At 45.3% G+C, this 12,236-nt stretch carries 11 protein-coding genes and 1 pseudogene; 10 read left to right on the top strand and 2 right to left on the bottom strand.

Features of this window, described 5'->3' with window-relative positions:
• Positions 1–161 precede the first annotated feature (161 nt).
• The 3 genes and pseudogenes from MHI45_RS12115 to MHI45_RS12105 all read left to right on the top strand — a co-directional run.
• Positions 162–260, top strand: a pseudogene (locus tag MHI45_RS12115) (LuxR C-terminal-related transcriptional regulator); the annotation flags it as partial.
• Between the two features lie 168 nt (positions 261–428).
• Entirely contained in the window at positions 429–1,190 is a 762-nt protein-coding gene (locus MHI45_RS12110) for a SagB/ThcOx family dehydrogenase (protein ID WP_076110779.1), read from the top strand.
• 165 nt (positions 1,191–1,355) lie between these two features.
• The gene (locus tag MHI45_RS12105; protein WP_076110778.1) at positions 1,356–1,700 is read left to right on the top strand and encodes a hypothetical protein; all 345 of its coding nucleotides are present in this window, start codon (positions 1,356–1,358) and stop codon (positions 1,698–1,700) included.
• 109 nt (positions 1,701–1,809) lie between these two features.
• Here the strand turns inward: MHI45_RS12105 and MHI45_RS12100 are convergent, their stop codons facing one another.
• A complete protein-coding gene (locus MHI45_RS12100) occupies positions 1,810–1,995 on the bottom strand; it encodes a hypothetical protein (protein WP_076110777.1) in 186 nt (61 codons plus the stop codon).
• A 286-nt stretch (positions 1,996–2,281) separates the two neighbouring features.
• Between MHI45_RS12100 and MHI45_RS12095 the strand changes: the two genes are divergently transcribed.
• The 7 genes from MHI45_RS12095 to MHI45_RS12065 all read left to right on the top strand — a co-directional run bounded on the left by MHI45_RS12095 (position 2,282) and on the right by MHI45_RS12065 (position 11,124).
• The gene (locus MHI45_RS12095) at positions 2,282–3,703 is read left to right on the top strand and encodes a spore germination protein (protein WP_341119086.1); all 1,422 of its coding nucleotides are present in this window, start codon (positions 2,282–2,284) and stop codon (positions 3,701–3,703) included.
• A gap of 12 nt (positions 3,704–3,715) precedes the next feature.
• The gene (locus tag MHI45_RS12090) at positions 3,716–4,798 is read left to right on the top strand and encodes a GerAB/ArcD/ProY family transporter (RefSeq protein ID WP_341119085.1); all 1,083 of its coding nucleotides are present in this window, start codon (positions 3,716–3,718) and stop codon (positions 4,796–4,798) included.
• Positions 4,791–5,891 carry a Ger(x)C family spore germination protein gene (locus MHI45_RS12085; protein WP_076110775.1) on the top strand — a complete coding sequence of 367 codons (1,101 nt, stop codon included), beginning with the start codon at positions 4,791–4,793 and terminating at the stop codon, positions 5,889–5,891. The genes MHI45_RS12090 and MHI45_RS12085 overlap by 8 nt, the downstream gene beginning before the upstream one ends.
• Before the next feature lie 171 nt (positions 5,892–6,062).
• The gene (locus MHI45_RS12080) at positions 6,063–7,076 is read left to right on the top strand and encodes an ABC transporter substrate-binding protein (protein WP_076110774.1); all 1,014 of its coding nucleotides are present in this window, start codon (positions 6,063–6,065) and stop codon (positions 7,074–7,076) included.
• Positions 7,057–7,833, top strand: coding sequence for an ABC transporter ATP-binding protein (locus tag MHI45_RS12075; RefSeq protein WP_076110773.1), 777 nt, complete (start codon positions 7,057–7,059; stop codon positions 7,831–7,833). Before MHI45_RS12080 ends, MHI45_RS12075 begins: the two co-directional genes overlap by 20 nt.
• The gene (locus MHI45_RS12070) at positions 7,827–8,579 is read left to right on the top strand and encodes an ABC transporter permease (RefSeq protein ID WP_076110772.1); all 753 of its coding nucleotides are present in this window, start codon (positions 7,827–7,829) and stop codon (positions 8,577–8,579) included. Before MHI45_RS12075 ends, MHI45_RS12070 begins: the two co-directional genes overlap by 7 nt.
• A gap of 172 nt (positions 8,580–8,751) precedes the next feature.
• Complete coding sequence (locus MHI45_RS12065) at positions 8,752–11,124, top strand: YcdB/YcdC domain-containing protein (RefSeq protein WP_076110771.1); 2,373 nt, start codon at positions 8,752–8,754, stop codon at positions 11,122–11,124.
• A gap of 275 nt (positions 11,125–11,399) precedes the next feature.
• Here MHI45_RS12065 and MHI45_RS12060 read toward each other — a convergent pair whose 3' ends face one another.
• Positions 11,400–12,227, bottom strand: coding sequence for a TerC family protein (locus tag MHI45_RS12060; RefSeq protein ID WP_076110770.1), 828 nt, complete (start codon positions 12,225–12,227; stop codon positions 11,400–11,402).
• Positions 12,228–12,236: the final 9 nt, after the last annotated feature.

The raw sequence follows: 12,236 nt of genomic DNA, 5'->3' as shown, positions 1-12,236 counted from the left end.
CTAACTTTATTGGAATTGATGGTTTTTATGATTTAGTGATACAAGAGGATAATTTTGATTGGTTCCCATACCTCAGTGAAGATGAACTGGGACATCAGATTAAACGGTTTTATTTGGATTACTTTGAGACGTGATGCATTTGAATTGATTTTAGTTGGTGTGTTTCAAACCACATCTCAAACGTCATGCAAAAACTAAACGTAAAAGGCCGTTCGCAAGCGGTTGTCGAGCTGATCAAGCATGGGGAGCTGAAAATATAGCTGCCGTGCTTTCGCAGTGATGAATGCGTTTAAGCCTTCTTTTACCCTTTGGGGTGAGGGGAGGTTTTTTGTTTACTCACCAAAACAACTGAATAGTGAGTTAGATCACATTCTATTTTTTATGAGATGATAAATTAAAGCTATTAAGGTAATTCAGGAGGATCTGTTATGACAAGATACGAACAACAAAGGCGCTTTCTAAAATCTAATTTTGATGAATTTAAACATATAAAAACAGATAAGATCAAAGGACTTGCACAACCACCCATTGTTAAGCCCGCCCATTCGAAATCACTAATTATTGATTTGCCAAAAGTCAGCAAAGACGTTGTGTGTAATGAAAACATTTTTGATTGTATAAATCAGAGAAGAAGTACAAGGTTTTATTCTGCGGAAACTTTAAGTCTGGATGAGTTATCCTATTTATTATGGGCTACCCAAGGGATTACGGGTATTAATAAGAACGGACTTACGCTGCGAACTGTACCCTGCAGTGGGGCGACACACACATTTGAAACCTATTTAATTATTATGCGGGTAGAAGGCATTCAACAAGGAATCTACAGATACCTTCCTGTCGAACATAAGCTATTATTTATGTTTGAATTAGATGAACTTGAACAGAAGATTGATGCTATAACTTTAGATCAGCCATTTGTCCCTAACTTTGCAAAAAAGGCTTCTGTCCTGTTTGCATGGAGTACAACACCATATCGCTCCGAATGGAAGTATGATATTTCAGCTCACAAAAAAATCCTCATTGATGTTGGACATGTATGCCAAAACCTTTATTTATCCAGTGAATCTATCGGTGCAGGTGCTTGCGCAATTGGAATTTATGATCAAAAGCTGATTGATGAGATTTTAGAATTAGACGGTGATGAAGAATTTGTTATCTATCTTGGTGCAGTTGGGAAGAAACGAGAATAGCTACTCGCGAATGGACCACCCATCAACACAAATGCTTTGGAAGTAACGCGTTTAAGCCTTCTTTTATCCTTAGGGATGAGGGAGGTTTTTTGTTATGGAGAATGGAGTTGGCATGGTAAAATTTATAATAATATCAATTTCACATCGAAAAGGGGGCTACGGGGGATGACAAATAAGCATGGCATAATAACTTTGATGTTACTGGTTATATTGAGTACATTTACGGCCTGTGACAGCAAGCAGGGCAGTGGGGACGATGCTGTATTATCCATGGATAAGGTGCGCTCGTTGGCACAGCAAGGTGAAGATCTGGCGTGGACAGACTTTGAGGGCTATCCTTTCGAAGATGTGGGTTCGGGATTATACATCCGTAAATATGCGGTGGAAGGGGATTACCATGTACTGGTCAGCGGCAGGAGCATCGACGAGGCCCCTGATACGGTTTACCTTGTGAACCCGACCGGGGAGCAGATCGATCTACGGCATGATGATGTGGAGGATTGGAAGTAATAATTGGAAACGTAAATAAAAGGCCGTCAGCTCCGGAAGCTTAAGTCCCGGATATGGCGGCCTTATTTCATAAGCAGGTTAGTCAAGCTGTATCTGAAAGCTGATGTGGCTAGTGATATTTAATGGTCTTAATGCGTGACTCTTGTTCATAAGTAAGCGGGCTCGGGGTTTGCGGCGTGTGCAGATGCCGCTGCACGGTGTATTCCATGTTCCGGTAATCTTCCTCTCCTGAAACGTTCCATGGCTGCCAAATACCGGATACCCAATTCTTAATTTCCTTTAGTCCTTCAAGCATTTCCTTCATCCTCCTTGAGCGATGAAATCAATAGATTTTTATTGCTTTGGTTACGCTTACATTATAGCATGACTGATCTGCTTTTAAAAGAGGTGTCCACGGGAAAAAGACAAAATTTATAGCTGGAAATAGATATTTAAAAGGTTTTGTATCTTCCTGAAAGAGTGGTGTCTCCGTGCAGGAGACACTCTCGATTCAGAGCATCCGTTTCCTGCGCATTCATAAATATCAATGAAAATTTTGGGGATACTACCTTAAATATTATGGTGAAGGCGTGGTTAATATTATGGATTCAGGTTCGCAGAATACTCTTACGCTCGGACATATTCTTAAAGAATTTGATCAATGTGCCGATTTGATTCACCGGACCTTTCCGGATATACAGACGGATATTGTGTACTTTCCGGCTATTGTGGACAATACCTTGTTCATCAAAGAAATTCTGGAGCCTTTTTCCCGCATTCAGCTTCAAGAAGCCGAACAACTGTTCACGCAGTCGCAATTCCTACAAGTGACTAATAGCAAAGCAGCGGTTATCGGCATCCTGGAGGGCTGTGTCGCTGTCTCTCACCGGAACAGCATTTATTTATTGAACGCTTATGGACCGGAGGCCCGCAGTGTTCAGCAATCGGAGACGGAAACCATTATCGCAGGTCCCCATGATGCTTTTGTGGAGTCAGCGGTAATAAACCTCTCCTTAATCCGCAGTAGAATTAAAAGCTCGCATTTGAAAATCAGGAAATATTCTGTTGGAGAAATATCTAAAACAAGTGTGTATGTTCTTTACATCCAGGACATTGCCAATCTGAACTTTGTTGAGGACCTGGAGCGGCGGATTCAAGGAATAGAAACAGATGCAATTAATGACGGAGGGACGTTGACCCAATTCATCGAAGATAGGCCGAATTCGGTGTTTCCCCAATTTTTGACCACGGAAAGGCCGGATGTTGCTGTATCCAAGCTGGCTGCCGGGCGGATCATCACGATTATTGACAATAGCCCGACAGTCATCAGTGCTCCGGCCGCTTTTTTTGAATTTTTCTCCTCCCCGGATGATTACTACCAACGCTGGGCTTTGGGGACGGCTCTGCGGCTATTGAGATTACTGGCTCTGATCATTACGATCACTTTTACATCCATGTATGTATCCGTAACCACCTTTCATTACGAGATGATTCCCGAAGCGCTGCTGAGAACGCTGGCGGAATCGCGCAATAAGGTGCCCTTTCCACCTGTATATGAGGCGCTGCTTATGGAGATCATGATTGAGCTGCTGAGGGAGGCGGGTGCGCGTCTTCCTACCAAGATCGGACAAACGATCGGGATCGTAGGCGGTATTGTTATCGGACAAGCGGCAGTGCAGGCCGGTCTGACCAGTAATGTGCTTATTATTGCTGTTGCTTCATCTGCTATCGCCTCTTTTGTCATTCCCAGCTATATGATGAGTGCCTCCATCCGTCTGATCCGCTTCGGGATTATCATTCTTGCCGGAATATGGGGGAATATGGGACTTGTGATGGGGATCGCTCTAATTGTGATTCACCTATCCAGCCTGACCAGCCTGGGCTCATCCTATATGACCCCTGTTGCACCCATGAAATTCACTGATTGGAAGGATGTATTTATCCGCGCGCCATTCTCTATGTTAAGAACCCGGCCCTCACAGGCACAAACGTCCAATCCGGTGAGGCAAAAAAACAGAAAGTAGGAATGGCAGGCTATGATGGACAAACTTCGCCCCTTTCATATTACCGTTCTCGTGTATATGACACAGGCCGGGATCGTGATGTTTACGTTGCCGCGTAGTCTGGCCGACTATTTTGGTACGAACGGCTGGCTGGTTCTGATTCCCTGTTTCCTGCTGTCCTCATTTAATATTTATTTGATTTCTCTGGTCTTTCGGCTGGGCAAGGGACGCTCCGTCTTTGAAATCATGGAACAGTCTATTCCTAAGTGGATACTCTATCCTTTTTACATAGGCTTAGCGTCTGTCTGGTTGGTCTTCGGCTGCATGATCGGGAAAAAATATGTGCTTTTATTTCAGATGCTCTCTTTCCCGACTACGAATCCGATGATCTTCAAGTTTGCTATGGACATCCTTCTTTTTCTAATACTTATCAAAGGGATTTATTCGATATCCAAAACAGCAACGCTTTTTTTCTGGATGACGACATGGATGTTCCTGCTGCTGCTGTGGTTTTTTCCGGCCTTCCGCTGGGAGAGATTCACTCCGTTCATTCTCCAGGGTGGACATGACCAGGTTAAAGGGGGAATAGAAGTGTATGCCGCATTTTTGGGTTATGAACTGTCCATTCTGCTGTTTCCTTACGTGGAAAAAACGAAAAAGTCGATGACTGCCATTTATGTCGGCAACGGATTGTTATCCCTGAGCTATCTATCTCTCTGTCTTATTTGTTTCGGCTTCTTCAGCCTGGGCCAATTGAAAAGACTGCTGTATCCCGTGCTTGATTTGCTGGCCTATATCCAGCTTCCATTTATTGAGCGGCTGGAAAATTTGCTCTACGGCTTTTTTCTCTTTTTAATTCTGATGACTGTCGTGATGTACTGGTGGGCAGCAGAGGAGGCTGTAAAGAGAATCGTCCCCAAGTTAAAGACAACGGTACTGGTATTTGTAATGATGGCTGTTTCCTACGCCATCTCTTTTATCCCGAAGACCTTGGATCAGGTTAACGTCTGGATCACCAATCTGGGTTATGCGTCAGTTGGAATTGCCTTTGGGTTTCCGGTCCTATTACTTATAGTGCTGTTAATTCAGGGAAAAGCGAGGAGCTCTCATGAATAATAAGCTGTTCATTTCAATGGCTGTTTTGCTGCTGTTAACCGGCTGTAAAAGCGATGAACGGATTCTCGAAAAGCTGGGCATGGTGCAGACATCGAGCTATGATCTGTTGGAAAATAACAAGTTAAAGGTGACCTCCTGCGTTCCGGTAATTGATCCTAACTCCACCATCCGCCGGGAACTGCTGAGTGCGGAAGTGGACAGCATCAAGGAAGCCCGGCTGCATTTTTCCAGGCAGACCGACCTGAAGGTAGTCAGCGGACAGCTAAGAGATTCCTTGTTCGGAGCGAAGCTGGCAAAAGCAGGTGTGGAGGATTATATCGACACGCTGCTGCGCGATCCTTCCATCGCGCTCGGCGTCAGAGTAACTGTTGTTGAAGGTGATGCCGGAGAGCTGTTGACCAAAAATTTCAAGCCCCATACAGATACCGGACGTTATATAACCCATATGCTGGAGAAAGAGGCTGCCGGCAACAGCATCCCGGCAACGACTTTTTATGAGTTTTCCAGGGATTACAACGATGACGGTATTGATCCCGTTACTCCCATAGTGAAGGATGCCGGGAACAAGGTACTCATTGACGGGATTGCTTTGTTTCAGGAGGACCGTTATGTTACGAAAATTTCGGCTGAGGACGGGATTATCTTCGGCCTATTCCGTGATGATCTGAGACAAGGCGAAATCGCAATCAATTTAGGGCAAGAGGACGGCAAAAAGGTCGTTGTCATGTTCAGCTCCTTGTTAAACAAGCGTAAGATCAAAGTGCACCATCTGGAGGATGGACGTTTTAAAATTGATCTCTCTGCCTCCATCCAGGGTTCGGTGCTTGAATATACCGGTAAGCAGAAGCTGAATGAGGAAAAGGACAGAAATGAATTGGAGCAACAGATCTCAGAATATATTACAGCCAGAGCCCGGAAAATGGTGCAGCAAATGCAGCAGTATAACGTGGACAGTTTCGGAATCGGTGTGCATGTCAGAAACAGCTTGTCCTACAAGGAGTGGAAGGCTCTGAATTGGCGAGAGGTATATCCTGAAATTGAGGTGGAGTGCCAGACGAAAGTCACTATAAAAGACTACGGGAAATATTCATAGGAGAGCTTGTTTACGATTTATTTCAATTTATAAATATACAAAATAGGACAATGGGTGTAAAATTGCAATTACTTAATGCTTCCCGGGGGAGCATGACGGTTTTTGCATGCCTATATGTGAATTAATGCGCATGGCAAGAGTACTAGAAAAGAGATGGAGGCTACGAGATTCATGGAGAGAAGAAATTGGAAACAAGTAATGATGCTGTTTATGCTGGTCGCTGCGGTCAGTATGGTTGCCGCTGGCTGCGGAACTTCAAGCAATAATACTGTGTCGAAAAATACAGGAGCCGCTGCAGGGGAAGCAAAGGCGAACACGAATACACCGGCTGAAGCGGTTACGGTGTCGCTTGGTCTGCTGCCTTCAATTGATGCCATTCCTTTCATCATTGCCCATGAGCAAGGTTTTGACAAGAAACATAACGTCAATCTGGATATCCAGACCTTTAAGAGTGCCAAGGACCGTGACGTGGCCTTCCAAGCCGGCAAGGTAGACGGATTGAGCGCTGATCTGGTGGCGATTTCCATCTACAACGAGGCCGGCCTGGACGTGAAGATTACCAGCACAACAACAGGTGAGTTTGATCTGCTGACCGGGAATGACGAGATCCAGGAAGTGAAGGATCTGAAGGGAAAAACGGTTATTCTGTCCAAGAATACCTCTACCCAATATACCGTTGCCATGATGCTGAAACAGGCAGGTCTGACGGAAGAGGATATTACAGTAACCGAGGTTCCACAAATTCCGACGCGGCTGGAGCTGCTCAAGAATAAAAAAGCCGACGCGGCTGTTCTGCCTGAGCCATTCGTCACCATGGGCAAAACCTCCGGACTGCGCGTACTCAGCTCTACAGTAACGGCAGGCGTGAATCCGTTCGTGCTGGCGTTCCCGCAAAGTGCGATCGAAGCCAAGGGACAAGCCATCCGCGATATGTACACAGCCTATGATGAGGCAGTGGAATATATGAAATCCCACGACCAATCGGAATATATTGATCTTATTATCAAAGAAGTAGGCTATCCAGATACACTGAAGGATGAAATTAAAGTCCCTGAGTACCTGCCTGCCTATCAGGTGGATGTGAAGGAAGTTGAGGCGGCATTTGCCTGGGCACGGGAAAAAGGCCTGCTGACCAAAAATATATCGGCTGAAGAAGTGATCTCCGATGTCCAGTTTAAGAAGTAGCGGACTCCGTATTAAAGAGCTTCAAGTTGAATATAAAAACGGACAACTGGCTCTGGGACAAGTCAATCTGGACTTGCCGCAGCATGGCATTTATACGATAATCGGCCCCTCGGGCAGCGGAAAATCTACACTGCTGCGGGCGATTGCCGGCTTGCTGCCGGGTTATCAGGGCGAGCTGCTGTTCAACGGGAAATCCGTGCATGACAAAGAAACACTGATTGGCCTTGTTCCGCAGAACTACGGTCTGCTGCCCTGGAAGACCGTTCATGACAACATTCGAATGGCGATGAAGATTACCCGGCCTGCGGGCGGCAGCAAGCAAGAACGGGAAACGCAGATTCATCAATGGCTGACGTCGATGGGGATTTCCGAGTTGAGTGGCCGTTATCCGCTTTCGCTGAGCGGCGGCCAGCAGCAGAGGGTAGCGATTGCCCGGGCATTTGCCATTCTGCCGACGATCCTGCTGCTGGACGAGCCTTTTTCAGCGCTCGATGTCATTACGCGCGAAGCGCTGCAGCAGATTTTTCTGGACAATTGGCTGGCTCACCCGGCGACGACATTGTTTGTGACCCATGATGTGGAAGAAGCGATTCTGCTGGGCCAGAAAATTATCGTCATGCCATCGGTCAAACAGGAGACCCCGGAAATTCTCGACAATACCGCTGTGTTCGCCATGAAGCATGAGGATAAGCGGGACAGTAATGAGTTTTTCGAGCAGACCAAGCAAATCAGAAAGGTAATGCAGGAGAAATGGTGAGAAAACAGCGGCTTCATCACGTATTGCGTTTGTTGTTAGTATTCCTGTGCATGAATATCATCTGGTATATCGCCTATCTGCTGATGAATCATTCCATTCTGCCCAGCCCCGGCTCCGTGTATAACGCGATGTTTCATTTGGGGGCCAGGGAGGTTCTGCTGAATGTCGGCTATAGTCTGCTGCGGATCTTTGAAGGTGTTGCACTGGCGCTGGTGATTGGTCTGCTGATCGGACTGCTGATGGGCCGCTCACCGGTCTGGAACAGGTTGCTCGATCCGGTCGTTTATCTGACCTATCCCATTCCCAAGATTGCTTTGCTGCCGGTGGTGATGCTGTTCTTCGGTCTTGGCGAAACCTCCAAAGTGCTGATGATTATGCTGATTCTGCTCTTTCAGGTCATCATCTCCGTGCGCGACGGAGTCAAGGCGATTCCTGACAGCACCTACGATGTGTTAACCAGCATCGGTGCAAGTGCGGGGCAGAAGTTCTGGAATGTGACGCTGCCGGGCGCATTGTCGGTCATACTCAGCACGATCCGGATTTCACTAGGGACTGCGATTTCCGTGCTGTTCTTCACTGAGATTTACGGGACGGAGCATGGCATGGGCTTTTTCATTATGGATGCCTGGCTGCGGCTGGATTATCCGGAGATGTACGCGGGCATTATGCTGTTCAGCCTGGTCGGATTTGTGCTCTTCCTGCTGGTGGATGTACTGGATTATAAGTTTATGAAGTGGCGGAATTAAACTTAATTTGAGATATAACTATAGCTTTCCTTAGTCGAGTTTAGGCAAAGGGGAGCTTTTTTTAGCTTGCATCACATAAATGTCGTAATTTCCTGTCGTTAAATAATTATGGAAAATGAAAGGAAATATCTGGTATAATAATGAATCACGTGTTAGAGGAGGATGAATTCTTTTGAAAAGCAATAGTGCTCTTTTTGTTCATCAAACAGCTAAAACGGTATTAATCGCTTCAGTGGCACTCGCATTGTTGTTACCCCCAGACTTGGCTGCAGCCGAGACCATATCTGATAGTAGCGAGACTGTGGTAACGCAGGGTAGTACGCAATCAGCGACTCCTACTTCGACTACGGCTTCTGAAGCCGATGCAACAAAGGCTAAATTTACACAGGAGCAAGCCATTGCAAAGTTAAGAGAGCTATTTCCAGCCCTAAAAGATGCAACCGTAAACAATGTTCAACTGGGATCTAGCCAAAGCTATCCGGCTTCAACTAATCTAATGATCTGGAATATTCAATGGCAGATTCAAGAAGGGAATATCGGGCATGGCTTCAGCAGTGAGGTAGACGCCAATAATGGGGATATAATCAATACCTACCTCTCATTCTCGCAGGAGAAAAATGAATCCTATTATCCGCCGAAGATATCGAAGACTCAAGCATTGGAGATCGCAAAAGCTTTTGTGGTTAAAGCAGCCTCAGCCGTTAAGAGCAGTGATCTGAAATTAGAAGAGAATGCAGGCTTTAATTATTACACAAACACATTATTCGGCCCTGTTCAATATGGATATAACTTCAGTATCTTGAAGAATGGTATTCCTTCTGGATCGGATAGTATTAACATAATTGTAGATGGCAACGGAAATGTAACGCAATTCTCTAAGTCTTCGCAAGGGCTTGAGTATCCGTCTGCAGTGCCGAAGATTACCTTGGAACAAGCACAAAAGCAATTTGCGGAACAATTTGATGTGGGTCTTTTTTACACTCCTATTTATAAGAACGGAAAGCCTAACAACTGGATTCTAAGCTGGCGTCCAATTGAACAGACTCTATATCCTATCGATGCATTGACGGGCAAGCGGATAGATTATGAAGGTAAAGAATGGGTATCCAATAAAGTTGCGTATTCAGAAGTGGTGAAGAGTAAGGATGTTTTTCAGGCAAGAAGTTCTAATACAGAGCTTTCTGCAAAAGAAGCGGCACAGCTTGTGGAAAAGGTTGCTTATATTCCAGCAGATCGAAAATTGATCTCGCAAACCTTGAGAAATGACTTTCAGGATACGAATCGGAAGATCTGGCAGTTATACTGGGGTGGTGGTAGTGGAAATGAAGGGTTCATTGGTGCTGGCTATCCAGAACAATCCTCTGCAGAGATAGATGCAAAGACTGGTGAAATATTGCAGTACCAGATTCAAGCCTATGGTATTCAAGGAACTAAGAAAGAAGAACCAGCTCCAGCTGGAGGGAAGAAGCTTAGTGAGGCTGAAGCCAAGGTGAAAGCGCTTAGTTTAATTAATAGTCTATACCCTCAGGCGAGCCAGAAGCTAAAGCTTGTAGAATACGGAGATAATTTGAGTAAGACTTCAGACGGATCAGGATACAGATACCAGTTTATTAGATATCATCAAGGGATTCCTGTGAGTGACAGTACCATTACGTTAAGCTTGGATCTTTACGGCAGACTGGTTTCTTACATGGGGAATCGGATAAACGGTATCGATGAAATCACATTAGAGCCTGAAGCTACAATTTCCAAGAAGGAAGCGCTCGAAAGTTATAAACTTAAATATCAAACGAAGCTGAAGTATACTCAGGTTGGTGGATACAATACTTATAATACCTATGTCACACCAAAGGTGAAGCTGGTATATGATACAGTCATCGATGAATCTAATGGTTTCTATCAAGTTCTAGATGCGACCACTGGAAAGTGGGGTGCGGTCTATGAATACCTCGGACAGCAAGATATTCAACTATCTGCAACGGATATTAAAGGCCACGCAGCAGAGCAAGAATTATCAGAATTAGTAAGCCGCCATGTCATTACTCCGGATGCCGACGGTAAAGTGAACCCGGATCAAGAAATAACTGTAGGTGATTGGTTAACCTATCTTGCCAAAGCTTCTAATCCGAATTTCAGCAATTTTTATAGTAATAATGAGCGAAAACCAGTGGCAGGCGTGAAGCCTGAGAATCCATATTATGATGCTGTAAATTATTCAGCTGATCGTAAGTGGATCAGCAAGGATGAAGTCCTGCAAGTAGAGGGTAAATTAACCCGGGAACAGCTTGCTGTTCTGCTGGCTAATTTTTTGAAATACAACAAACTCACAGCTTATCTTGATAAAGACGTGACTGTAAGCCAGTTCAGTGATAGCTCAGCTATAAACAATAAGGGAGCTGTAGCACTTGTTGTAAAATTGGGACTCTTAAAAGATGACAACGGTAAGTTTAATCCACAGCAGACGGTAACGAAAGCAGCGGCTGCTTCGGTGATTATGAAGCTAGTGGAACTGCAAGGAAAGACCGATCAGATCATAGGTCAATAAGTGTTAAAAAGACAGCCAGGCAATGACTCTCCGCATATTTTTGATGCCGAATCTTGCTGGAATCCGTGGAATAGTTGTATTCTCTACACGAGATCTCCATCCAGCTCGGTTTTATTGATTAGCACTACTTTTTCCGATTCTTCAAAAAAACCGTTGGCTGCACGCCGCAGGAATATCGAGAGCAAAAACGTGGATAAATGACAATAACCCGAAAGATGAACACCTGTTCAGAAGGTGTATCTTTCGGGTTATTGTTTGTGGCTGTATTTTAAAGCTTATTTACCAAGCTGTTTATCTACTTCTTTAACCGGATTTTCTCCAACGTTCTCTTCAACTTTGTGGCTGCTCATGAACCATCCCGTAACGGCAATGATAACCAGCACTACATAGAAGGTCGCTTTCCACCAGGTGCTGTGGGCGAAATCTTCGGACAGAACACCCAGCGACGGGTGAGCCAGGGTAATCACTGCAAGCTTAACCCCTACCCAGCCGACGATGAAGAAGGCAGCAACTTCAAGGCCTGGACGGGAATGCAGCAATTTGACAAAGTAGGAAGCCGCGAAACGCATAATGATCAGTCCGATAAATCCGCCAGCGAAGATGACGAGGAACTGTCCGCCGTCAAGACCGCCGATGTGGCCCAGTCCGCTCGGTGGAAGTGCTACCGCAAGGGCAACCGCTGCGAGGATGGAATCGACTGCAAAAGCGATGTCAGCAACTTCAACCTTTAATACTGTAAACCAAAAGCCGCTTTTCTTCTTATCGACAGCAGCCGATGAGCCGCTCTCAGCAGCTTCGTCAGTGACCGGCTTCTTGAACAGCACTTTTCGGAAAATATGATTCCCCGCGATAAACAATAAGTAGAGTGCGCCGATGGCTTGTACCTGCCAGATATCGACGAGATACGAGATGACAAAAAGTGAACCAAACCGGAAGACAAACGCCCCTGCCAATCCATAAAAGAGGGCTTTTTTACGTTCCTCATCGGGAAGGTGTTTTACCATAATTGCCAGGACAAGTGCGTTGTCTGCGGCGAGTAGTCCTTCCAGTGCTACAAGAACGAGCAATACCCAGCCATACTCCAATAATAATCCCCAATCCATTGCTGTTTC

This window comes from Paenibacillus sp. FSL H3-0321 (assembly GCF_038002865.1).
In the GTDB taxonomy this organism is placed as follows: Bacteria; Bacillota; Bacilli; order Paenibacillales; family Paenibacillaceae; genus Paenibacillus_AQ.
The sequence above is the reverse complement of the archived record's forward strand: the minus strand, read 5'-3'. Positions and strand labels throughout refer to the sequence as shown.